At 62.0% G+C, this 23,849-nt stretch carries 21 protein-coding genes; 9 read left to right on the forward strand and 12 right to left on the reverse strand.

All coding sequences use genetic code 11. The annotated features are described in order from the left end of the window. Positions 1–16: 16 nt before the first annotated feature. Together PspCFBP13528_RS16350 and PspCFBP13528_RS16355 are read right to left on the reverse strand one after the other, a co-directional pair. Positions 17–1,303, reverse strand: coding sequence for an ATP-binding protein (locus tag PspCFBP13528_RS16350; protein WP_137200707.1), 1,287 nt, complete (start codon positions 1,301–1,303; stop codon positions 17–19). Further along, positions 1,304–2,011, reverse strand: coding sequence for a winged helix-turn-helix domain-containing protein (locus PspCFBP13528_RS16355; RefSeq protein ID WP_065950361.1), 708 nt, complete (start codon positions 2,009–2,011; stop codon positions 1,304–1,306). 157 nt (positions 2,012–2,168) lie between these two features. On the opposite strand from PspCFBP13528_RS16355, the gene PspCFBP13528_RS16360 reads away from it, so the two are divergent. Beyond that, entirely contained in the window at positions 2,169–3,368 is a 1,200-nt protein-coding gene (locus tag PspCFBP13528_RS16360) for an MFS transporter (protein WP_137200709.1), read from the forward strand. Here the strand turns inward: PspCFBP13528_RS16360 and miaE are convergent. Next, entirely contained in the window at positions 3,324–3,926 is a 603-nt protein-coding gene (miaE, locus tag PspCFBP13528_RS16365) for a tRNA isopentenyl-2-thiomethyl-A-37 hydroxylase MiaE (protein WP_065950359.1), read from the reverse strand. The two genes, PspCFBP13528_RS16360 and miaE, sit on opposite strands and share 45 nt — an antisense overlap. A gap of 146 nt (positions 3,927–4,072) precedes the next feature. On the opposite strand from miaE, the gene PspCFBP13528_RS16370 reads away from it, so the two are divergent. After that, positions 4,073–4,936 carry a universal stress protein gene (locus tag PspCFBP13528_RS16370; protein ID WP_137200711.1) on the forward strand — a complete coding sequence of 288 codons (864 nt, stop codon included), beginning with the start codon at positions 4,073–4,075 and terminating at the stop codon, positions 4,934–4,936. 134 nt (positions 4,937–5,070) lie between these two features. Here PspCFBP13528_RS16370 and PspCFBP13528_RS16375 read toward each other — a convergent pair whose 3' ends face one another. Beyond that, entirely contained in the window at positions 5,071–5,541 is a 471-nt protein-coding gene (locus PspCFBP13528_RS16375) for a DUF1289 domain-containing protein (protein WP_065950187.1), read from the reverse strand. 395 nt (positions 5,542–5,936) lie between these two features. On the opposite strand from PspCFBP13528_RS16375, the gene acnB reads away from it, so the two are divergent. Next, entirely contained in the window at positions 5,937–8,546 is a 2,610-nt protein-coding gene (acnB, locus tag PspCFBP13528_RS16380; protein ID WP_065950188.1) for a bifunctional aconitate hydratase 2/2-methylisocitrate dehydratase, read from the forward strand. A 213-nt stretch (positions 8,547–8,759) separates the two neighbouring features. Here the strand turns inward: acnB and PspCFBP13528_RS16385 are convergent, their stop codons facing one another. Next, entirely contained in the window at positions 8,760–10,037 is a 1,278-nt protein-coding gene (locus PspCFBP13528_RS16385; protein ID WP_065949659.1) for a serine/threonine transporter, read from the reverse strand. Between the two features lie 241 nt (positions 10,038–10,278). On the opposite strand from PspCFBP13528_RS16385, the gene PspCFBP13528_RS16390 reads away from it, so the two are divergent. From PspCFBP13528_RS16390 to PspCFBP13528_RS16410, 5 genes are all read left to right on the forward strand, one after another. After that, a complete protein-coding gene (locus tag PspCFBP13528_RS16390; protein WP_137200713.1) occupies positions 10,279–11,232 on the forward strand; it encodes a 2-hydroxyacid dehydrogenase in 954 nt (317 codons plus the stop codon). A 129-nt stretch (positions 11,233–11,361) separates the two neighbouring features. Further along, the gene (locus PspCFBP13528_RS16395; RefSeq protein WP_065949656.1) at positions 11,362–12,429 is read left to right on the forward strand and encodes a phosphotransferase family protein; all 1,068 of its coding nucleotides are present in this window, start codon (positions 11,362–11,364) and stop codon (positions 12,427–12,429) included. A gap of 22 nt (positions 12,430–12,451) precedes the next feature. Further along, a complete protein-coding gene (locus PspCFBP13528_RS16400) occupies positions 12,452–13,219 on the forward strand; it encodes an SDR family oxidoreductase (RefSeq protein ID WP_065949655.1) in 768 nt (255 codons plus the stop codon). A gap of 69 nt (positions 13,220–13,288) precedes the next feature. After that, positions 13,289–14,722: a PLP-dependent aminotransferase family protein gene (locus PspCFBP13528_RS16405; RefSeq protein WP_137200715.1), complete on the forward strand. Its 1,434-nt coding sequence runs from the start codon at positions 13,289–13,291 to the stop codon at positions 14,720–14,722. Between the two features lie 82 nt (positions 14,723–14,804). After that, positions 14,805–15,206, forward strand: coding sequence for a cupin domain-containing protein (locus PspCFBP13528_RS16410; protein WP_065949653.1), 402 nt, complete (start codon positions 14,805–14,807; stop codon positions 15,204–15,206). Positions 15,207–15,397: 191 nt separating this feature from the next. Here PspCFBP13528_RS16410 and pepN read toward each other — a convergent pair whose 3' ends face one another. Genes pepN through PspCFBP13528_RS16440 form a run of 6 tightly spaced genes read right to left on the reverse strand, consistent with a single transcriptional unit; the run spans position 15,398 to position 21,898 of the window. Beyond that, positions 15,398–18,055, reverse strand: coding sequence for an aminopeptidase N (gene pepN / locus PspCFBP13528_RS16415; protein ID WP_137200717.1), 2,658 nt, complete (start codon positions 18,053–18,055; stop codon positions 15,398–15,400). 13 nt (positions 18,056–18,068) lie between these two features. After that, a complete protein-coding gene (locus tag PspCFBP13528_RS16420; RefSeq protein ID WP_065949651.1) occupies positions 18,069–18,899 on the reverse strand; it encodes a DUF2797 domain-containing protein in 831 nt (276 codons plus the stop codon). Further along, entirely contained in the window at positions 18,896–19,156 is a 261-nt protein-coding gene (locus PspCFBP13528_RS16425; RefSeq protein ID WP_065895393.1) for a DUF1315 family protein, read from the reverse strand. Before PspCFBP13528_RS16425 ends, PspCFBP13528_RS16420 begins: the two co-directional genes overlap by 4 nt. Before the next feature lie 14 nt (positions 19,157–19,170). Further along, positions 19,171–20,040, reverse strand: coding sequence for a rhomboid family intramembrane serine protease (locus tag PspCFBP13528_RS16430; RefSeq protein ID WP_101220724.1), 870 nt, complete (start codon positions 20,038–20,040; stop codon positions 19,171–19,173). Further along, positions 20,037–21,008, reverse strand: a complete 972-nt coding sequence (locus PspCFBP13528_RS16435; RefSeq protein WP_065949649.1) for a metallophosphoesterase — start codon at positions 21,006–21,008, stop codon at positions 20,037–20,039. Before PspCFBP13528_RS16435 ends, PspCFBP13528_RS16430 begins: the two co-directional genes overlap by 4 nt. Next, on the reverse strand, positions 21,008–21,898 hold the full coding sequence (locus PspCFBP13528_RS16440) for an NAD(+) kinase (RefSeq protein ID WP_057725186.1): 891 nt from the start codon (positions 21,896–21,898) through the stop codon (positions 21,008–21,010). The genes PspCFBP13528_RS16435 and PspCFBP13528_RS16440 overlap by 1 nt, the downstream gene beginning before the upstream one ends. A 156-nt stretch (positions 21,899–22,054) precedes the next feature. Here PspCFBP13528_RS16440 and PspCFBP13528_RS16445 point away from each other — a divergent pair, with 156 nt between their 5' ends. Then, positions 22,055–23,002: a DUF1853 family protein gene (locus PspCFBP13528_RS16445; protein WP_137200720.1), complete on the forward strand. Its 948-nt coding sequence runs from the start codon at positions 22,055–22,057 to the stop codon at positions 23,000–23,002. A gap of 196 nt (positions 23,003–23,198) precedes the next feature. Here PspCFBP13528_RS16445 and PspCFBP13528_RS16450 read toward each other — a convergent pair whose 3' ends face one another. Beyond that, positions 23,199–23,801, reverse strand: coding sequence for a VWA domain-containing protein (locus PspCFBP13528_RS16450; RefSeq protein ID WP_101220752.1), 603 nt, complete (start codon positions 23,799–23,801; stop codon positions 23,199–23,201). Positions 23,802–23,849 lie beyond the last annotated feature (48 nt).

Here is a 23,849-nt window from a genome sequence, read left to right on the forward strand (position 1 = left end):
TTAGAGGCTGGCATGTCTATTTCTCCTGTTCGGCATACGCCCACGTCATCCTGAACGACGCCCCGCCCCACTCCGAATCCAGCACTTGCACCTGCCCGCCATGCCATTGGCTGACCCGTTTGACCAGCGCCAGGCCCAAGCCAAAGCCGCCTGTGCGACGGTCGCGGCTGGTATCCAGGCGCAGGAAGGGTTCGAAGATCTTGGTGCGCCCCTCCAACGGCACGCCCGGGCCGTCGTCATTGACCCGCACTTCATAGCCGCTGCCGAACGTCACCAGCGACACTTCCACGCGGTGATCGGCATAGCGGATCGCATTGCGCAGCAGGTTGATCACCGCCCGCGCCATGAAGCGCGGTTCGATCTGGATAAAATCGACTTCACAGGCGCGCAGCGACAAGTGCACGCCTGCGGCCTCGGCCTCCAGCGCTACGCTGCCGATCACGCTGTCCAGCCAGCTATGGGCCTCGATAGTTTCGCGGGTAACCTGGGTCGCGCCGCGCTCCAGGCTGGCGTAGGTCAGCAGTTCGGAGACCATGTCTTCGAGCTCGCCAAGGTCGCCGTACATATCGGCGATCAACTGGCGGCTCTGGCGCGGATCGGACTGCTGCTTGAGCTGATCCAGTTCAAAGGACAAGCGTGCAATCGGGGTGCGCAGTTCGTGGGACACCGCGTTGGTCAGTTCGCGCTGGTTGGCGATCAGGCTTTCGATGCGCTCGGCCATCTGGTTGAAGTGCCCGGCCAGTGCGCGCACGGTGGAGCGGCGCGGAAGCAGGATGCGCGAGCCGAGGTCGTTGTCGCCGAAGCGCTGCGCCGCCAGGCGGATGTGCTCCAGGTCGCGCCAGTGCGGGCGCACCCAGAAATACAGGACGATGGCCAGGCTTACGCCGAGGAAGCCATAGGCCCACAGGTACAGCCACTTGGGCTCTTCCGGCAGTTGGATCTCAAGCAATTGCGCGCCGTCGTCGATAGGCGCGAGAAACTTCATGAAGTCCTCGCGCACCACCACCTGATCATTGGCCAGGAGCGTGTGTTCGCGCTCGCTCAGGTGCTGGGCGCCGCGCTGCACCAGTTTCAGGCGCAGGCCATAATGCGGTTGCAGTTCATCCAGGCGCGCCTGGCGCGCCGCGCCCTGTACCGGCCGCAGTTGCTCCACCAGGGCCCACGCCGGACCGCGCAAGGCCTCTCGGTTATAGGTCTCGTTGGACTCGGGCATGTACGCGTCCAGGCCGTAGTTGACCAGCCAGATCGACCCGGCCAGGCCGAGCGCGAGGATCACATAGAGGCGCAGATACAGGCGCAGCACCTAAACCTCCCACGCGAACGGATTGAACAGGTAGCCCTTGCCCCAGATGGTCTTGATGCACACCGGCTCACGCGGGTTGTCATTGAGCTTGCCGCGCAGCTTGCTGATATACACGTCGACGCTGCGGTTCAGGCCATCGAAGGCAATACCGCGCATTCGGTTGAGAATGTCGTCGCGCGAAAGGATGGTTCCGGCGTTGCTCGCCAGCAGCCACAGCAACTCGAACTCCATGGTGGTGAGGTCGATCTGTTCATCGCCCAGCCTGACCACCCGACAACTGCGATCGATCGACAACCGGCCAAACGCCAGGGCGCCGCGCACCACGGGCTCGGGCGCCTGGCGCCGTTGCAACGCGCGCAAACGGGCGAGCAGCACCGGCGGCTTGATCGGCTTGATCACGTAATCGTCAGCGCCGGACTCAAGGCCGAGGATGTGGTCCAGATCATCTTCCTTGGCCGTCAGGATCACGATGGGCGTGTCCGACACATTGCGAATCTCGCGGCACACATGCAACCCGCTCTGGCCCGGTAGCATCAGGTCCAGCACGACCATTTTCGGCTTGAACGCCAGAAACGCGGTCAAGGCCTGATCGCCCCGGTGCACCACGCGCACGTCGAAACCATGCTGCGACAGAAAATGCGCGATCAGCCCTGCCAGCTTCTCGTCGTCCTCAACGAGCAGGACCTTGCCCAGACCCAGGTTTTCCATAAGTTCTCTGTGTGCGAATGCAGATTGAAAGGCCGGCATTATAGGTGGCAAGCTGGTCGAGGAGAGCAGCGTCCGTGTACCGTGCCAGGAAGCTTCATGCTTTTAAGAGTTTTTAACAAATAGGCTGCAATCTTTTACGCCATTCACAGGGAGTCATATGCGCAGGGATTACCTGGCGTTCTTCGTTTCGCTGTTCCTGTCGCGGCTGGCGGACCAGATCCTGCTGTTCATCGTGCCGCTGGTGGTGTTCCAGACGACCCAGAGTGTGTCGTGGGCAGGCCTGGCATTCTTTGTCGAATCACTGCCGCGCTACCTGGCATTTCCCATATGCGGGGCCTTGTGCGACCGGTTTTCCCCCGTGCGCATCCTGCACATCAGCCAGGTGTATCGGGCCTTGGCCTGCGCAATGGCGGTAGCGCTGTACGGGCTGTTCGACGGTATCCAGTGGCTGGTGATCCTGTCCGCGGTATGCGGGATATTGACCACCCAGGGCATCATGGCGCGGGAAGTGGTGATGCCGCATATCTTCCAGCATTACACCTACGCCAAGACCTTGTCCTATTCTCAGATCGCCGACCAGAGCGGCCTGGTACTCGGGCCTTTGGTGGCGGCGCTGATGCTGCAAGTCTGGCAGTGGCCTTGGGTGGTGCTGGGAATCGCTGCGCTGTTTGTGCTGGCGGACGTGGCGATGCTGGTCTGGCAGCGCCACACCACGGTGGACCTGCCGCTGCACGAACAACGCGCAGGTATCTGGCTGCAACCCTTGCGGACCGCCTTCGGCCACATCCGCAACCGGACGGAGTTGAAACGCATCATTACCCTGGCGGTCGGTGTGAACCTGATTGTCGGGGTCACGCTGGCTACATCGGCGGCGATGGTCACCGGGCAATACGCGGCCGACAAAGACGCCTACGCCCTGCTGCAAGCCGCCGGCGCAGTGGCCACCCTCGTGATTCTGTTTTACCTGGCGCGTTCGACCCTGGCGCTGAAGCTGCTCGGCGGGCTGTCGTATTCGATGATTGCCGTCGGCGCGCTGATCACCGCCATCAGCCCCGGCCTGTGGGCATACGCCGTGGGCTTTCTGCTGGTGACCGGTTTCGACAAGATGTTCAACGTGTACATGCGCAGCCTGCGTCAACGGGTCATTCCGGTGCAGGATTTCGGCAAGACAGTGGGCGTGATCACCTTGCTCAACAATCTGGCCCAGCCCTTGGCAGGCCTGATGATTGCCGTGCTGGCCGCGCCCGTCGGCACGCAAACGGTGATCCTGCTGCTGAGCGCAATCAGCGCCTTGATCGGCGTGGCCGTGGCCTCAGGCTGGCACGCCACTGTGAAAGCGGAACTCGATGTCGGGTGACTCGATCAGCGCCTGCTCGGCCGCCCTCACCCGCTCGATCACCTGGGCGATGTCCTTGGCGTCACCGTACTGGTACGCCAATTTCAGGTAACCCTGGAAGTGCCGTGCTTCGCTTTTGAGCAAACCGAAGTAGAACTTGCCGAGTTCTTCGTCCAAATGTGGCACCAGCGCTTCGAAACGCTCGCAACTGCGCGCTTCGATGAAGGCTCCCACCACAAGTGTGTCCACCAGTTTGACCGGCTCATGGTTGCGCACCACCTTGCGCAGACCCGAAGCGTAACGGCCGGCGGACAACTGACGCAGCTCGACCTTGCGTTTCTTGATCAGGCGCATGACCTGTTCGTGATGCACCAGCTCTTCACGGGCCAGGCGCGACATCATATTGATCAGGTCGACGTGGCCATGGTATTTGGCGATCAGGCTCAGGGCGGTGCTGGCGGCTTTGAATTCACAGTTCTTGTGATCAATCAGCAGGGTGTCCTGATCGGCCAACGCGGCCTGCACCCAGGCATCAGGGGTGCGGCAGCCGAGGAATTCGTGGATTTCGGGCAGGATCATCGGGCTCACGGGCAAAGGATCACAAAAGGGCGCCGATTATACCGACCCCGCCGCAGACCGCCAGCCATGGGCCTTGATGTACATCAAGATGACGCCAGGCCAGCAGCAACTATAGTTGTTTGAGCCCCCTTCCTGGAGATCCGACCATGCAAGCCATCCGCAGCATCCTGGTGGTCATCGAGCCCGAGCATTCCGAAAGCCTGGCCCTCAAGCGCGCCAAGCTGATCGCCGGGGTAACTGACGCACACCTGCACTTGCTGGTATGCGACAAGAAACATGAGCATTCGGCGCTGTTGAGCGTGCTCAAGGAAGGTTTAAAGAACGACGGCTACAGCGTCACCACCGAACAAGCGTGGAACGACAGCCTGCATGAAACCATCATCGAGGTGCAGCAGGCCGAAGGCTGCGGGCTGGTGATCAAGCAGCACTTTCCCGACAGCCCGTTGAAAAAAGCCCTGCTGACCCCGGCGGACTGGAAACTGCTGCGCTACTGCCCAACGCCCGTGCTGCTGGTCAAGACCGCTACGCCATGGGCCGAACGAGTGATTCTGGCAGCCATCGACGTGGGCAATACCGACGGCGAACACCGCTCGCTGCATAACGCCATCATCGACCACGGTTTCGATATCGCCACCCTGGCCAAGGCGCAGTTGCACGTCATCAGCGCGCATCCATCGCCGATGCTGTCGGCGGCGGACCCCACCTTCCAGCTCAGGGAAACCATCGAGGCGCGTTATCGCGAGCAATGCAAAGCCTTCCAGGCCGAATTCGACGTGGATGATGCACACCTGCATATCGAGGAAGGGCCGGCGGATGTGCTGATTCCCTTCGCGGCGCATAAATGGCAAGCGGCCGTGACCATCATCGGCACCGTGGCGCGTACCGGGATGTCCGGGGCGTTGATCGGCAATACGGCGGAGGTGGTGCTCGATGCGGTGGAAAGCGACGTGCTGGTGCTCAAGCCGCAAGCACTGATGGATCACCTGGAAGAACTCGCCATCAAGTCCTGACATCGACCCTTCAGGCACAGAGGACACAATGTGGGAGGGGGCTTGCCCCCGATTGCAGTGTGTCAGTCACTCTAGGTGATGCTGATACACCGCCATCGGGGGCAAGCCCCCTCCCACACTTTGGATTTGTATTATCAGTCAGCGAATGCGTCCTTCAGGAAGCCCGGCGCGATATAGCGCTGGTAATGCGCCTCGGAAAGGATAAAGAACTCCCGGTCAATGGCATCGCGCAACTGCGGCAGCGTCCAATCGCGAAACTCCGGTAGCAGCACCATGCCGTAGGCCTCCAGGTTATTGATCACGCGCGCCCCACGCGCAATCAATTGGTAGGCCCAGCAATATTCGGACTGGTGCGGCACAAAGCGAATCTTGCGCTGTTCCAGTTGCCCGCGCAGGGTCTTGGGAGCGAAAACTTCGACTTTGCCGGCCATCACCTGCACCAGCAACTGTTCGAGCCTGAGCCAGACCGCGCGCTTTTCTTCTTCGTTATAGCCATTCCACTGGATCACCTCGTGGTGAAAGCGCTTGCAGCCGCGGCACACGAGATCGCCGTAGACCGTGGAGCACAGGCCGACGCAGGGGGTCTTGATGGTTTGGTTGGGCATGGGCGAAACACGCAAATCAGTGAAAACAGTGCGCCATGTTAGCCCTTTGTCTAAGGTTGATCACCCTGCAAACTTGGCAACGCAACTTACCTTTAGATTTTTTTTGCCGTAGAATCACCCGGCCTTGTAAGGCGCCAATAATCCGCTGGAAGCTGTTTTCAAAGCGTCACGAGCACAGTCGTTCCTTCAGAACGGTGTTGGCGCAGGTTTGACCCGGTAGGTCAACGCTTGCGCCAACCCTCATCAGCTCCGTTCTGCAGGCGTAAAACTTTGAAAGCAGCTTCTGTAAGGAATGCCGGCAGCGCTGGCTTTGCGGCCCAAAAAGCCCCCGAGCGCACGCGTGCCGGTCATTCCTGGATGAGCGTCCCGTGGGACCACTGATGAGGGTAATAACTGTGCTTGAAGCCTACCGCAAACATATCGAAGAGCGTGCCGCCCTGGGTATCGTTCCCCAGCCGCTTAACGCCGAACAAACCGCAGGCCTGGTCGAGCTGCTGAAAAATCCTCCGGCTGGCGAAGAAGAATTCCTCGTTGACCTGATCACCAACCGCATTCCACCAGGCGTTGACGAAGCTGCCTATGTCAAGGCCGGTTTCCTGTCCGCCCTGGCCAAAGGCGAAGCCACCTCCCCCCTGATCGACAAAAAGCGCGCGGTTGAACTGCTTGGCACCATGCAAGGCGGCTACAACATCGTGACGCTGGTCGAGCTGCTGGACGACGCCGAATTGGCGCCTGTCGCGGCCGCCCAGCTCAAGCACACCCTGCTGATGTTCGATGCGTTCCACGACGTGGCGGAAAAAGCCCGCAACGGCAACGAACACGCCAAGGGCGTGATCCAGTCCTGGGCTGACGGCGAGTGGTTCCGCAACCGCCCAACCCTGGCCGACAAGATCAGCCTGCGCGTGTTCAAGGTCACCGGCGAAACCAACACCGACGACCTGTCCCCTGCCCCGGACGCCTGGTCCCGCCCTGACATCCCGCTGCACGCCCTGGCCATGCTGAAAATGGCCCGTGAAGGCATCGTGCCGGACGAGCAAGGCAAGACCGGCCCGATGAAGCAGATCGAAGAAATGCGCGGCCAGGGCTTCCCGATCGCCTACGTCGGTGACGTGGTCGGTACCGGTTCGTCGCGTAAATCGGCAACCAACTCCGTACTGTGGTTCTTCGGCGACGACGTGCCTTACGTGCCGAACAAGCGCGCCGGCGGCTTCTGCTTTGGCAGCAAGATCGCTCCGATCTTCTACAACACCATGGAAGATGCGGGCGCACTGCCTATCGAGTTCGACGTCACCAACATGAACATGGGCGACGTGATCGACCTGTACCCGCATGCTGGCAAAGTCTGCAAACACGGCACCGACGAAGTCATCACCACCTTCGAAATGAAGACCCCGGTGCTGCTGGACGAAGTGCGCGCCGGCGGCCGTATCCCGCTGATCATCGGGCGCGGCCTGACCGACAAGGCCCGTGCCGAACTGGGCCTGGGCCCTACCGACCTGTTCAAGCTGCCTGAAGCGCCTGTCGACACCGGCAAAGGCTTCACCCTGGCACAGAAAATGGTCGGCAAGGCGTGCGGCCTGCCGGAAGGCAAAGGCGTTCGTCCAGGTACTTACTGCGAACCGAAGATGACCACCGTCGGTTCCCAGGACACCACCGGTCCAATGACCCGTGATGAACTCAAGGACCTGGCGTGCCTGGGCTTCTCGACCGACCTGGTAATGCAGTCGTTCTGCCACACCGCGGCCTATCCAAAGCCGATCGACGTGACCACCCACCACACCCTGCCTGACTTCATCATGACCCGTGGCGGTGTATCGCTGCGTCCAGGCGACGGCATCATCCACAGCTGGCTGAACCGCATGCTGCTGCCGGACACTGTCGGTACTGGTGGTGACTCCCACACCCGCTTCCCGATGGGCATCTCGTTCCCGGCCGGTTCGGGCCTGGTGGCGTTCGCCGCAGCCACTGGCGTAATGCCACTGGACATGCCGGAATCGATCCTGGTGCGCTTCAAAGGCAAGATGAAGCCTGGCATCACCCTGCGTGACCTGGTGCACGCCATTCCTTACTACGCGATCCAGGCTGGCCTGCTGACCGTAGAGAAGAAAGGCAAGAAAAACGCCTTCTCCGGCCGCATCCTGGAAATCGAAGGCCTGAACGACCTGACGCTGGAGCAGGCGTTCGAGCTGTCCGACGCTTCGGCTGAACGTTCGGCTGCCGGTTGCACCATCAAGCTGTCCAAAGACTCCGTCACCGAGTACCTGAACTCCAACATCACCCTGCTGCGCTGGATGATCGGCGAAGGCTACGGCGATGCTCGCACCCTGGAACGTCGCGCCCAAGCGATGGAAGCCTGGGTCGCCAATCCGGAGCTGATGGAAGCCGATGCCGACGCCGAATACGCCGAAATCATCGAGATCGACCTGGCGCAAATCAACGAGCCGATCCTCTGCGCACCGAACGACCCGGACGACGCCCGTCTGCTGTCCAGCGTTGCCGGTGAGAAGATCGACGAAGTGTTCATCGGCTCGTGCATGACCAACATCGGTCACTTCCGCGCAGCCGGCAAGCTGCTGGAGCAGGTCAAGGGCCAGCTGCCAACCCGTCTGTGGCTGTCACCGCCGACCAAGATGGACGCTCACCAGCTGACCGAAGAAGGCTACTACGGCATCTACGGCAAGGCTGGCGCACGCATGGAAATGCCGGGCTGCTCGCTGTGCATGGGTAACCAGGCACGCGTAGAACCGAATTCGACCGTAGTGTCGACCTCGACCCGTAACTTCCCGAACCGTCTGGGCGATGGCGCGAACGTCTACCTGGCTTCGGCTGAGCTGGCGGCAGTAGCTTCTACCCTGGGTCGCCTGCCGACTGTCGAAGAGTACATGGGCTACGCAGCGAAACTGGACACCATGGCCAGTGACGTCTACCGCTACCTGAACTTCGACCAGATCGCCGAGTTCCGCAAGATCGCAGCAAGCGCCAACATCCCGGTGATTCAAGCCTAAGATGTTGATGTAGGAAACGCCGCGTATCGCAAGGTACGCGGCGTTTTTTTATGCCTGGAACAAAGTATCAGCAACACCGCAAAACACATGTGGGAGGGGGCTTGCCCCCGATGGCGGTATGTCAGTCACCTATGAATTGACTGAACCACCGCATCGGGGGCAAGCCCCCTCCCACATTTGAATCTCTGTAGTGCTTGAAGACTGTGTCAGACCTTAAGCAATCAGCGAATACACCAGCGCCGTAATCGCCACCAACCCCACCGCCGTGACAAACACATTCGACGCCTGCCCACGGTACTTGGCCATGGCCGGCACCTTGCGGATGGCGTACATCGGCATCAGGAACAGGATCGACGCAATCACCGGCCCACCCAGGGTCTCGATCATGCCGAGAATGCTCGGGTTCAGCGTGGCGACGATCCAGCACACCACCAGCATGAAGGCGGCGGTCATGCGGTCCAGCGACTTGGCTGCCGGACGGCGACCGGTCTTGAGCACCAGACCCTTGAGGCCCTCGCTGGCCCCGATGTAGTGGCCCAGGAACGACTTGGCAATCGCCACGAACGCAATCAACGGCGCGGCGAAGGCAATGGTCGGGTTATCGAAATGGTTGGCCAGGTACGACAGGATCGACAGGTTCTGCGCCTTCGCCTCGGCCAACTGCGCCGGGGACAGGGTCAGCACGCAACTGAACACAAAGAACAGCACCATCGCCACCATCAACAGGTGCGCGCGGCACAGGATCTGTGAACTGCGCTCGTCGGCATGTGCGCCGTACTGGCGCTTCTGGTCCACCGCAAAGGCCGAGATGATTGGCGAATGGTTGAACGAAAACACCATCACCGGAATTGCCAGCCACAAGGTATTGAGCAGCGCCGACGGCGCCGGGATCTGACTGGCGGTGCTGAGGATGCCGCCATTCCAATGCGGCACCAGGTAAACGGCGAGGAACAGCAAGGCAACGATAAACGGATACACCATCAGGCTCATGGCCTTGACGATCACCTGTTCACCGCAACGCACCACCGCCAGCAGGCCCAGGATCAGTACGAACGCCAGGACTGCCCGCGGCGGCGGCATGATGTGCAATTGATGTTCCATGAAACTGCTGACGGTGTTGGTCAGGGCCACGCTGTAGATCAGCAGGATCGGGAAGATCGCAAAGAAGTACAGCAAGGTGATCAGGGCGCCGGCCTTGAGGCCGAAATGTTCTTCGACCACGTCGGTAATGTCGGAGCCTTCACGGCCGGACAGGACGAAACGGGTCAGCCCACGGTGGGCAAAGAATGTCATCGGGAAGGCCAGCAGCGCCAGGATCACCAGCGGCCAGAAGCCCCCCAGGCCCGCGTTGATCGGCAAGAACAAAGTGCCGGCGCCGATGGCGGTGCCGAACAGCCCAAGCATCCAGGTGGTGTCCTGGCGGCTCCAGCTAGTGAGCGTTGCAGGTGTCGTTGCATAGCGATCGTTGACGCTATTGGCCTGATCATTCATCCGGTCGGATCTCCGCATTCACACGGCCGGGACGAGTCAGAAAAACCTGACAGGCAGCGCCCCGACCTCAACAGGGGCGCGATTGTCCGGGATTATTGAGAATAAGCAAAGACTTGGCTGAGCAATGGTGCCGGTTTTTGAATGCTCCAGGAGCGAGCTTGCTCGCTCCTACGGCGCCCTACGCTCCTTCCGACAAATCCCGCATACTCATGCGCTCAAGTATTTAGGGAAGAACCTTGCGATGCCTAACACCGTTCTGGTCCTGGTTGAAACCATCAACGAATACCTGCAAATCATCGAGAGCAATGATTTCCATGTAATCCTGGCGCCCACGCCCGCTGAACGCGCGCAGGCGATCAAGGCTCACGGCGGGCAGATCAAGGCTGTTTTGACCCGTGGGCCACTGGGGCTGTATGCCGAAGAAATCGCCGCGCTGCCGCTGCTGGAGATCATCTGCGTGATCGGCGCAGGCTACGAGCATGTTGACCTGCAGGCAGCGGCCAACCGTGGAATTGTGGTGACTAACGGTGCAGGCGTGAACGCGCCGTCGGTGGCCGACCACGCCATGGCGCTGCTGCTGTCGCTGGTGCGCGGTATCACCCAGACTGACGCCGCCGTGCGCCGCCACGAATGGCCGAAGGTGATGCGCCCATCCCTGGGCGGCAAGCAGCTGGGCATTCTCGGGCTGGGCGCGGTCGGCCTGGAGATCGCCAAGCGCGCGGCGCTGGGCTTTGGCATGGAAGTGAGTTACCACAATCGCCAACCTCGCGATGACGTGGACTACACCTATTGTGCAACCGCCGTGGAACTGGCGCGCACCTCGGATTTCCTGATCCTGGCCACGCCCGGCGGCGCCAGCACTCGGCACCTGATTGATCGTCACGCCCTCGACGCCCTGGGGCCGCATGGCTTTTTGGTCAACATCGGCCGCGGCAGCGTCGTGGTTACCGCCGACCTGGTAGCTGCGCTGGAACAGCGGCGCATCGGCGGCGCCGCGCTGGATGTATTTGACGACGAACCCAAGGTACCTGACGCGCTCAAGCGCCTGAGCAACACCGTGCTGACCTCCCATGTGGCCGGCCTGTCGCCGGAAGCGACCCACGATACCGTGCAACGGGTCGCGGACAATCTGGTGGAATACTTTGCCGGTCGCCCGGTACTTACGCCGGTAGCCTTGCCGGCGCCCGATAAATGACCGATCAGGCACGCTGATCCTGCTTCAACACGCAGACCTATTAAGCCGTCCCGACCTTGTCGCTGGGCGGCGACCCACATTAGATTAGCCAATAGTCCAAGGCCTTAAGAATAAGCAGAAGGGATAAGCATGGCGCTTAATGACCAATCGACCCAGATTCGCCCCGGCGAAGAACTTGATGCCAGCCTGATCGATCCCTACCTCAAGGCCCATATTCCCGGCCTGCACGGCACGGTCAAGATCAGCCAGTTCCCAGGCGGCGCCTCTAACCTGACGTATCTGCTGGAATACCCGGACCAGGAATTCGTGTTGCGTCGCCCACCGTTCGGCCACAAGGCCAAATCCGCCCATGACATGGGCCGCGAATACCGCATTCTCAATCAGCTCAAAGACGGCTTTCCCTATTGCCCCAAGGCCTACGTGCATTGCACCGATGAGTCGGTGATCGGCGCCGAGTTCTACGTGATGGAGCGGGTCAACGGCATCATCCTGCGTTCAGACCTGCCCGCCGAGCTGGGCCTGGACGCGACGCGCACCCAAGCCCTGTGCAAAAGCTTTATCGACAAGTTCGTCGAACTGCATCAGGTCGATTACAACGCCTGCGGCCTGGCCGACCTGGGCAAACCGCATGGCTATGTGGAGCGTCAGATCCGTGGCTGGAGCGAGCGCTACGAAAAAGCCCTGACCCCCGATGCCCCGCGCTGGGAAGCCGTGCGCGCCTGGCTCAACGACAAGATGCCGGGCGACCACCCGACCTCCAGCATCGTGCACAACGACTATCGTTTCGACAACGTGATCCTCGACCCGCACAACCCGATGCAGATCATCGGTGTGCTGGACTGGGAACTGACCACCCTCGGCGACCCGTTGATGGACCTGGGCAACACCCTGGCCTACTGGATCGAAGCCGCCGACCCTGCGCCCGTGCAACTCATGCGGCGCCAGCCGAGCAATGCGCCCGGCATGCTCACCCGCCGCCAGTTCGTCGACTACTACGCCGAACGTTCGGGCATCCGCATCGACAATTTCGACTTCTACTACACCTACGGGCTGTTTCGCCTGGCCGGCATCGTGCAGCAGATCTATTACCGTTTCTTCCACGGTCAGACCCAGGACAAACGCTTTGCCCAGTTCATCCACATGAACACGCTGCTGGAGCAGATGAGCCTGGCGGTCATCGGCAAATCCGCCCTCTGACAACAATCACAAGGAACCGCTCATGTCCAAGACCCACCTGTTCGACCTCGACGGCAAGATTGCTTTCGTTTCCGGCGCCAGCCGCGGCATCGGCGAGGCCATCGCCAAGTTGCTGGCCCAGCAAGGCGCCCACGTGATTGTCTCGAGCCGCAAACTGGAAGGTTGCCAGCACGTTGCCGACGCGATCATCGCCGACGGCGGCAAGGCCACTGCGATTGCCTGCCATATCGGTGAAATGGAACAGATCGCCCAGGTGTTCGCCGGCATCCGTGAACAGTTCGGCCGCCTGGACATCCTGGTCAACAACGCCGCGACCAACCCCCAGTTCTGCAACGTGCTGGACACCGACCTCGGGGCGTTCCAGAAGACCGTCGACGTGAACATCCGCGGCTACTTCTTCATGTCAGTGGAAGCCGGCAAGCTGATGCGCGACAACGGCGGCGGCAGCATCATCAACGTGGCCTCGATCAACGGCATTTCCCCAGGTGTATTCCAGGGCATCTATTCGGTGACCAAGGCCGCCGTGATCAACATGACCAAGGTGTTCGCCAAGGAATGCGCCGCGTTCGGCATCCGTTGCAACGCGTTGCTGCCGGGCCTGACCGACACCAAGTTCGCCTCGGCGCTGGTCAAGAACGACGCGATCCTGAAGATGGCCCTGGCGCAGATCCCGCTCAAGCGCGTGGCCGACCCCAGCGAAATGGCCGGCGCCGTGTTGTTCCTGGCCAGCGATGCGTCCAGCTACACCACCGGGGTGTCGCTGAATGTGGACGGCGGTTTCCTGTCCTGACCCCGCCTGGTTTCTTCAGATCGATTTGCGCGTAACCTTGGCGCAGATCGATCTGTCCCGGGATGAAACATGGAACTGCACCTCGTCATCAACGGCCGCAAGGACCTGGCTGCCCAGCTTTACCAGCAACTGCGCGAAGCCATCACCTGCGGGCGCCTTTCAGCCGGCGCGCAATTGCCGCCCAGCCGACTGCTCGCCGAGCAACTGGGCGTCTCGCGCAAAACCGTGTCGGACACCTACGCCACCTTGACCTACGAAGGCCTGCTGGTCGGCAGGATTGGCCGGGGCACCTTCGTCAATGCGTGGGCACCTCAGCCTGACCGCGTGCAGACCGCCACCGACCTGGCCTGCGCCGCCAACCTGGGCAGATGGGCCGCACTGGCCTCGCCCATGCATCATCCCGCCAGCGACGAGATCCTGCGCTACGAATTCATCGGCGGGGCAACCACGCGCAATCAATTTCCCCAGGAAGAATGGCGACGCTGCACGCTCGATGCCTTGCGCAAGATCGCCCAGAACAGTGGTTTCTACAGTCAACCGGAAGGCTTGCCGGCGCTGCGCGAGGCCATCGCCGGGCATATCGCCTTTTCCCGCGGGGTGAAAGGTCGCGCCGGGGACATCGTGGTGACCAATGGCGCGCAACAGGCGCTGGACCTGATCGCCCGCGTGGTACTGGAGCCAGGCAGCATCGTCGCCATGGAAGACCCCGGCTACAGCCCCGCGCGCCAGTTGTTCGTGGCGATGGGGGCCAGGGTCGCCAGCGTGCCGGTCGATGCACAGGGCATACAGGTCGACCGGATCCCTGATGGCACCCGCCTGATCTATGTGACGCCGTCGCACCAGTTCCCCCTCGGCATGCCCATGAGCCCGGCGCGGCGTGAAGCCCTGCTCGACCGCGCCATCGCGCTCGGCGCAATCATCATCGAAGACGACTACGACAGTGAGTTCCGCTACGAAGGCCGCCCCACCGACTCCCTGCAAAGCATGGACACGCGAGGCGTGGTGACCTACGTCGGGACCTTTTCCAAAACCCTGTTGCCCGAGTTGCGCCTGGGCTACGCGGTACTGCCGCCGGCGATCCATGGCGCGGTACTCAAGGCCAAGCAATTGACCGACCAGCACAGCTCTACCCTGCCGCAATGGGCGCTGGCCAAGTTCATCAGCGAGGGCTACCTGCTCAAACATATTCGCCGCTGTCACAGCGTGTACGCGGGGCGCCGCGAACGGATTCTGCAACGCCTGGCGGGAGACCTGTCGCCCTGGTTCGAGGCGGTGCCGACGGTGGCCGGGTTCCATCTGGCCGCGCTGTGCAAGGTGCCGGTGGATATCCCGTTGCTGATGCAACTGGCGCGCAAGGCGCAGGTGGGGCTGTACCCCCTGGATGTGTTTTTTCACGAGACTGCGCCACGCGCCGGGCTGATTCTCGGCTTCGGCGCCATCGAAACCCTCGATATCGACCCGGCGCTGGACAAGGTCCGCGACATTCTGCGGCAGATTGGCTAGGCGCTTTTGCGCAGGATTGGTCATTGGTCGACCCAGCTCCAGAGCGTAGGGTGAACAGGTCTCGAACTCCATGGAACGCCTCATGAAACGATTGCTCGCCACCGCCGCGATACTGGCCTCGCTCAACGCTTACGCCCACGAACCGGTGTACCACCAGGAAACGCTCAAGGTGCTGCAGGAACACGCCTTGGCCAACGTGCCCGGCAAGAAAACCATCATGCTCACCGTGGACTACGCTCCCGGCCAGGCCACCGTGCCCCACAGCCACACCGGCACCGCCGTGGCTTATGTACTGGAAGGCGAAATAACCTCACGGGTCAACGATGAGAAAGCCATTACCTACAAGGCCGGCGATTCGTTCTACGAGCCCGCCGGTTCGCGGCACTTCGAGTCGAGCAACGCCAGCCAGACCCGGCCCGCCAAACTGCTGGTGGTAATGGTGCTGGATGACAAGGCCGAGGTGCTCACGCCGCTTGCCCAATAAGCGGCACGTCAGTAATCCCGTTCTGATCACTGTGGGAGGGGGGCTTGCCCTGGCTTTTTGTAGGAGCGAGCTTGCTCGCGAAAAACGTCAACGATAACGCGTGCTTTCTGAATGAACGCGGTGACTGTGAGTTTTTCGCGAGCAAGCTCGCTCCTACAGACTGGTATCAGGGCAAGCCCCCTCCCACATGGTCAGGCAAGGCTCTTGCTGACCACCTCGAACACATCGCTGGACAGCTCGCCCGAGCCACGAATGCGCTCCAGCTCCGCCTTCATCAGCGCCTGCCGGGCGGCGTCGTATTTACGCCAGCGCGTCAAGGGTGCCAATTGGCGTGAAGCAATCTGCGGGTTCAGCGTATTGAGCTGGATCACCAGGTCCGCCAGGAAACGGTAGCCCGAACCATCCGCGGCATGGAAGTTGATCAGGTTCTGCCCGGCAAATGCGCCGATCAGTGCGCGCACCTTGTTCGGGTTCTTGATCGTGAACGCCGGGTGCTCCATCAGCGCCTTGACCCGCGCCAGCCCGCCCGGCAGGGTGCTGCCGGCCTGCACGCTGAACCATTGGTCCATGACCAGCGGGTTGTCCTTGAAGTTCTCGGCGAACACCGCCAGTGCCTGGGCTTTTTCCGCTTCGAACGGCGAGTTCACCAGCACGGCCAGGGCCGTCAGGCGCTCGGTCATGTTATCACTGGTGTCGAACTGATCCAGGGTGGCCGTCAATACTTCTGGCTTGCCGCTGAGCATCAAGTACGACAACGCGATGTTCTGCAGGGCACGCCGGGCAAAGTGCTCGGCCTCGGCCACGTACGGCGTTTGCCTGGACAGCTCACGGTTGGCCTGGTAGCGCAGCCACAGGCCTTCGAACAGGTTCTCGGCCAGTTGCTTGCGGGCGTATTCACGGGCGGCGTGAATGGCCTCCACATCCGCCACGTCGCTGATTTCGCTCAGGTAGGCTTCGCTCGGCAACGAGAGCATTTCGGCGACCATGGCCTGGTCCAGGCTTTCGTCGCTCAATACCGTGCGCAACGCGTCGATCAGGCGCTGATCGAGCTTGAGCGGTTGCCCTGCCTGATGCTGGCCGATCAGTTCCTGCAATACCTGTACCGACAGTTGCTGGCCGGCATCCCAGCGGTTGAACCCGTCGCTGTCGTGCTGCATCAGGAACATCAGTTGGTCGCGGGTGTAGGCGAAGCTCAGTTTCACCGGCGCCGAGAAACCGCGCAGCAGGGAAGGCAACGGTTTTTCAGCGACATCGACGAAGGTGAACGTCTGCTCGGCTTGCGTCACCGAGATCACTCGTGAGGGAGCGCCAACCGTCGGCTCATCGGCCAGGCGCAGGGGGATGGCGGCGCCCTGCCCGTCCAGCAGGCCCAGCTCGACCGGGATCACGAAGGGCAGTTTTTCCACCTTGTCCGGGGTTGGCGGGCAGCTCTGGCGGAAGGTCAGGCTGTAGGTCCTGGCCGCCGCATCGTAGGACTCGCTCACCGCCAAACGCGGCGTGCCGGCCTGACTGTACCAGCGCTTGAACTGGCTGAGGTCGACGCCGTTGGCATCTTCCATGGCCTTGATGAAGTCGTCGCAGGTCACGGCTTGGCCGTCATGGCGCTCGAAATACAGGTCGCTGCCTTTGCGAAAGCCCTCGGCGCCGAGCAAGGTGTGGATCATGCCGACCACTTCCGAGCCCTTTTCGTAAACCGTCAGGGTGTAGAAGTTGGAGATCTCGATAAAGCTCTCCGGGCGTACCGCATGGGCCATGGGGCCGGCGTCTTCGGCGAACTGGTGGGTACGCAGGTACGCCACGTCCTGGATGCGCTTGACCGTGGCCGAGTTCATGTCGGCGGAGAAGCCCGAGTCGCGGAACACGGTGAAACCTTCCTTGAGCGACAACTGGAACCAGTCGCGGCAGGTCACGCGGTTACCCGACCAGTTGTGGAAATATTCGTGGGCGACGATGGCCTCGACGCGCTGGTGTGCGGCGTCGGTGGCGGTTTCGGCGCGGGCCAGCACAGCGCTGGAGTTGAAGATATTGAGGCCCTTGTTCTCCATGGCGCCCATGTTGAAGTCGTTCACCGCCACGATCATGAAAATGTCGAGGTCGTACTCGCGGCCGTAGGTTTGTTCATCCCAGCGCATGGATTTTTTCAGGCTGGTCATGGCGTGCTGGCACTTGTCGATATTTTCCGGCTCGACGTAGATGCGCAGCGCGACTTCGCGGTCGGTCATGGTGGTGAAGCTGTCTTCGACGCACCACAGGTCACCGGCCACCAGGGCGAACAGGTAGGCGGGTTTCTTGAACGGGTCTTCCCAGGTCGCCCAGTGCCGACCGTCTTCGCCGGGGCCGCTGGCAATCGGGTTGCCGTTGGACAACAGCACCGGGTAGCGGTGCTGTTCGGCGATCACCGTGGTGGTGAACACACTCATCACGTCGGGGCGGTCAAGGTAGTAAGTGATCTTGCGAAAACCCTCGGCCTCGCACTGGGTGCAGAACATGCCGCCGGACTTGTACAGGCCTTCCAGGGCGGTGTTGGTTTCCGGGTGAATCTTGACCGTGGTGTCGAGGGTGAAGGTTTCACTCCTGGGCTGCACGGTCAGGTGGCTGTCGGTCAACTGGTAGTCAGCCGCCGTCAGCGCCTGATCGGCGAGGTTCACGCTCAGCAGCTCCAGTTGCTGACCATCCAGCACCAGCGGCGGCAAACCGACGCCGCGCTCGGGATTGCGGCGCATCACCAGTTGCGCGTGGACCAGGCTGTGGTCCTCGAACAACTCGAAGGTCAGGTGCGTCTCGTCGATCAGGTAGTCCGGCGCCTGATAGTCCTTCAGGTAAATCATCTTCGGTTGTTCGGTGCGCATGGGTGGCATCCTTCTACTGATGCACGGCGAGCTGGTAGGCCGTGTATTTACGAATATTGATCACGCCGGTGTCGAAGATCAGGTATTGGCCCTTGATTCCCAGCAGCGTGCCTTCGGCAATCGGATTCTTGTCCAGGTTGAAGCTGACGATCTTGGCCGGATACTGCTCCACCGGGTAGCGGATCTCGATCGGCTCGACGTCGGCAATGGTTTGGATGGCCTGCAGGCCAAAGCGTTCCTGCAAACCGAGCAAGCCTTCGGCGCAGGCGGCAAACAGCTCATCGCGTACCTGCTTGAGGTCGACGGACTGCGCGTCGCCCTTGAGCAGCGCACGCCAGTTGGTCTTGTCGGCCACCTGGCTGCGAAACAGATCTTCGACAAAGCCGGACTGCTGGCGCGTGGCCACACGCATGATCGGCAGCGCCTGGCTGGCGCCCTGGTCGAGCCAGCGGGTCGGCAACTGCGTGGCACGGGTGATGCCGACCTTGATCCCCGACGAATTGGCCAGGTACACCACATGGTCGGTCATGCAGAATGTTTCACCCCAGCCCGGATCGCGGCAGGTGCCGGCGTCGTAATGGCAGCGCTCGGGGCTCATGATGCACAGGTCACACTGGGCCAGCTTGGTCATGCACGGGTAGCAATACCCCTGGCTGAAGCTGTTTTTGGTCTTGCGGCCGCAATGGCTGCAATGAATGGCACCGAGGTATTCCAGGCGAATATGGGTGCCGATCAACGGGTTGACCGGCACCTCGGTGTCGCCAAGGCGAAACGCGTACTGAACGGTCGGCTCACCGAGTTTTACCGACATTTTGCTGACTGCACCGCGACCGATTTCAATCAATGGATCGCATCCGACTTGAACAGGATGTTCGGCACCGGTGCCGATTTCGACGCGCATTCCTGCGGGCCCATGTAGCCGGTGCGCTGGTCTTCGGGCAGGTTCTGCAGTTCCCAGGCGATCATCGCCTGCAACGACAGCTCGCGCTGTTCGGCGGTGAGCTTGCGGCCGTCGGACCACTTGCCGATTTCCACGGCGAGCTTGAGGCTCTCGTAGATGTCCGGGGTGATGTTTTCGATCATTTCAGCAAAAGAGGACATGAGGCTCTTCCTTATCAAATAGGCGATTTGCGGCGGTTGTACAACCCGCCCAGCAAGCCGGTCAGGCAACCGATAACCAGGCCGCCCACATGGGCCGCGTTGGCGATTTCACCGAAGCCGATCATCGAGACCAGCCCCGACAGGCAGAGCACCAGCCACACCAGCATCATCACCAGCACCCCACGGGGCAGGCGATACGCCGGGTTGGGCGCGAGTAACTGAAAGATCCAGCAATGCCCGAGCAGGCCATACAACACGCCGGACAAACCGCCAAACAGGCCCGGGCCGCCGTAAGCGTACTGCGCGTAATTGGAAACCAGGCTGAACAACAGAGTCAGGCCCAGCAGATTGATGCCGCCCTGGCGCGCTTCAATACGTCGGCCCAGCTCCCAGTACCACATGCCGTTCATGGCCAGGTGCAGGATGCCGAAGTGAATCAGCATCGGCGTGACCAACCGCCACCATTGCCCGGACGCCAGGCTGTCGGCCAACGGCGTGAACTGGATGTACTCGCCCAGCACCCGGAACGGCAGGAACGTCAGCCAGGCCATGGTCTGCAGGTTTTCGCCGAGCAGCGTCACCGCGCCAACGATCAGGCTTGCCAGCAGCACCAGTGCCGTGACCGGACTGTGCCGGACCTGCTGGATAAAGCTGGCGCGCGCAACCGGTGCCTGCTCGGGAATATCCAGTTGCTGGTCCGGGTCGCCGGCGGGAAAGCGTTGGTACAACACGCGCACGTCGTCACTGATGCTCTCGGGCACCCACAGCACTTGCTCGCCCGCTTCCTCGCTGACGCGATGGGGCACCTGCATGCGGTGCAGCAATTTGACGAAACCGCCCAGATCGACACTCAGGGGCAGGCGCAATACAGCCACGGTACTCATTGAATAACCTCAGGTCGCTCAACGTCGACCCAGACGAATTTATGCGGATCCAGTCGGGTTTCCTGGTCCAGGCGATACGCCACCAGCTTGCCGTACAGCACCGCGCTGTAGTCCAGGCAGGCCAGGTTCGGGCGGATCGGCGCCGGATTGCCGCTGCGCCAGTAATGACCGACGAACAACAACGGCTCGTCGACGCCATAGCGCAGCAGGGTGTTCTTTTCCGTGGAGGACAACGGCGTGCGCGCCACGGGCTCGGGCAAGGCGTCGGGCTGGAACACGATGTCGCCGTAGGTTTTCGGGTCGTCTTCCCAGAATTTGGTGCGGAAAAACGAACGCGTCAGGCCATCGCCACCGGTCAGGGTGAGGCCGTGCGGCAGGCGCATGTCGGTGCCGCGCAACAGGCGATCGAATGCGTTGCAGGCAAAACTGCCCGGTACGGCGGCGGCCTGCAGGAAGTGCTGATCGATGCAGCCATCCGGGAAGGTCGCGCGCAGCGGTTGGATAAAGCCCTCGTCCCAGCACGCATGCACCACACGGAAACGCCCGGCGTCGACAAACAGCGGCATGTCATAGAACCAGCCGAGGAAGTCGTGCCAGTCGGCCGGGTGCTGTTCGAACTGCGTCAGTGTCTCCTGGATCAACCGCGCATGACGCGGGTTGTGCTCGCGCACGAACTGCTTGCCGCTGCCCGGCGGTGCCGGCGTGGTCCAACCCAGCGCATTGAACTCATGGTTGCCCATGATGCACAGCGCCTGGCCGGCCTCGGTCATGTCGTGGACGATGTGCAGCGCTTCGCGGATGCGTGGCCCACGGTCGATGATATCGCCGAGAAACACCGCCATGCGCGACGGATGGCGCCAGGTGCCGCCCTGCTTGTGGTAACCCATCCGGTCGAGCAAGTGCTCCAGCGTGTGGGCGCAACCGTGCACGTCACCAATCAGGTCGTAGCTGCGCGCGGGATCGAGCATCAGTCGCCTCCACCCCCCAAGCGGCTGCCCCAGCCCAGCTTGGTGCGGCACACTTCGTAGTAGTTGTGGTCCAGCGGATGGATCAAGCGCAACTTCTGTGCCTTTTTGCTCACGGTGATGGTGTCACCGGGGGCGCAGGTGAAATGGTTCTGCCCGTCGCAGGAGACTTGCGGATAGATTTGCATGTCTTTGGACACCACGATCTTCAGCTCACTGTTGCCGTCGACCACAATCGGCCGACTCGACAACATATGGGGATACATCGGCACGATCACAATGGCATCGAGCTTGGGATGCATGATCGGGCCACCCGCCGACAGCGCATACGCGGTGGAGCCGGTCGGCGTGGCGACGATCAGGCCGTCGGCCTTCTGGCTGCACACGAACTGGCCGTCGATATACAGCTCGAACTCGATCATTCGCGTGGACTTGCCGGGATGCAGCACCACGTCATTGAGGGCATCGCCCTGACCGATGGCTTCGCCGTGGCGGCGCACTTCGGCCTGCAGCAGGAAGCGGTTTTCCACCAGGTAGTGGCCATCAAGTACCTTGGCCACTTCGACTTCCAGCTCGTCGGGGCGAATATCGGTGAGAAACCCCAGGCTGCCACGGTTGATCCCCAGCACCGGCACGTTATGCCGCGCCAGGGCACGGGCCGCGCCGAGCAGGCTGCCGTCACCGCCGACCACAATGACCATGTCGCACACTTCGCCGAGCATTTTGCGCGACGAGGTCTGCAGGCCGTGGCCCGGCAGGATTTCACCGATGGTGTCTTCGAGGATCACATGCAGGTGGCGTTCCAGCAGGAATTTTTTCAGCCGGCGGACGGTGTCCAGCACCTGGGTACTGCCCAGGCGACCGATAATGCCGATATTGCGAAATTGCTCCATGGGGCTCCTGCGGGCATAGGGGTGTGGCAAAAAGAAAGGATTATGGGCGAAAGGCCGCGTCAGGCAAAATCCTTTGTCGCCGCCGGGCTGCAATGACAATGGTTCTCAGGCGGCTCCCAGGCACCTGCACGCGACTCAAGAGGCTATGCTCGCACCATGACTCTGTTCCCTGATCTGCACGCCCTGCCCCGCCAACTGCGCCACCCCGAGGTGCGCGACCTGGCGTGGGTGATGCTCGCCCCACCGATGCTCGCACAGACGCCGTGGCCGCAACGCCACCCGCTGGCGGGCAGTGACTGGGTACAGTCGCCGCAAATGCTCGACGCCTGGTTACGTGCGCTCGATCAGGACAGCCGCGCGCTGCAGCACTGGCTGAGCCTGGCGCGCACCCGGCGCCTGGGGCTCTACTATGAGCGCCTGTGGCAGTTCGCCGTGCAGCATGCACCCGGCGTCGAGCTGCTGGCGGCCAACCTGCCGATCCGCCGTGCCGGGCACACCCTGGGCGAGCTGGATATGCTGCTGCGCGACCGCGACGGCGTGCATCACCTGGAATTGGCGATCAAGCTCTATCTTGGCCCACAGGACGGCAACGGCCAGGACACCGCGCAATGGCTCGGCCCCGGCTGCCATGACCGGCTCGACCGCAAGCTGGCCCACCTGGCCCAGCATCAATTGCCGATCTCGGCACGGGCCGAAAGTCGCGAAGCCTTGGCAGCGCTGGATATCCAGCAGTTCGATGCGCACCTGTGGCTGGGCGGGTATCTGCTTTACCCGTGGCCGGGCCAGGCCGGCTCGCCCGTGGGCGCCCACCCACAGCATCTGCGTGGGCGCTGGTTGCATCAGCGCGATTGGCCGGAATTTGTGAGCACCTGCCCCGTCGGCCGCTGGCAACCCCTGCCCCGGCATGCGTGGCTGGCACCGGCGCATTACCCCGCGGCTGAGGTGTGGAGTGAGGAGCAGATGGGCGGCTGGCTGGCACACCTGGACCCGATGGCGCCAGCGCAATTGCTGGTGCGGCTGGTGCAGAGCGGTGAAGAGTGGGAGGAAGCGGAGCGGCTGTTTTTAGTCGCCGACCTTTGGCCGAATGTACCGGGGGCGGGCTGATAATCTGCGGTGTATTCAAGATCGCCATCGGGGGGCAAGCCCCCTCCCACAGGGGAACGCATTCCAGATGTGCGTGGGGCAGTCTGATAAATCTGTGGTGTATTGGAGGCCGCCATCGGGGGCAAGCCCCCTCCCACATTTGGAATGCGTTTCCCTTGTGGGAGGGGGCTTGCCCCCGATGGCGGCTGGCCAGGCACTACTCATCATCGATATGCCGATAATCCAGCTGCAACCCAATAGCCAGCTCTCGCGCCCGTCCCAACCGGATCGGCCCGCGCTCGATATCCACCAGCAATCCCGGGCACGCCAGCAGCGGCACCCCATCGATCACCTTGAGCCGCCCATCGGTAATCACCAGCAAGCGCTGCAGCTCTGCCGGATAACGCTTGCGCCGTGCCACCAACCAATGCCCGGCCTCGGTCAAGGCTGCCAGCAGCGGCGTACCGCCACCGGCGCCGAGCGGCTCAAGCCAGTCTGCCAGGCTTTTTGCCGCTTTCAAGCCTTGCACCTGCCACTTCGGCGCTTGCCCGCTGGCCGTCAACAAGGCCAGGCGCGCACGTTGTCGGTAGGCGTCATCAAACACCTGCGCCAGCAGGCCCTTGGCATCGCTCAACGCGCGATGCCGCCGGGTGGAGGCCGAGGCGTCGACAATCACCAGCCACAGCTCCTGGGCAGAGCGGCTGCGCACCTGCCAGCGTAAATCTTCACGGCGTTGCGGCCTGCCGCCGAGCAAGGTGACCGGCCAGTTGATTTGGCCCTGGCGCGCACTGCGCGCCTTGCCTTGCCTGCCATTATCCAGCCGCCCTGCCTTGGGTCGGGCATCCGCCCCCGCGTCAGGTCGAGGGCG

Origin of the sequence: Pseudomonas sp. CFBP13528 (assembly GCF_005233615.1) — a bacterium.
Classification (GTDB): Bacteria; Pseudomonadota; Gammaproteobacteria; order Pseudomonadales; family Pseudomonadaceae; genus Aquipseudomonas; species Aquipseudomonas fluorescens_AM.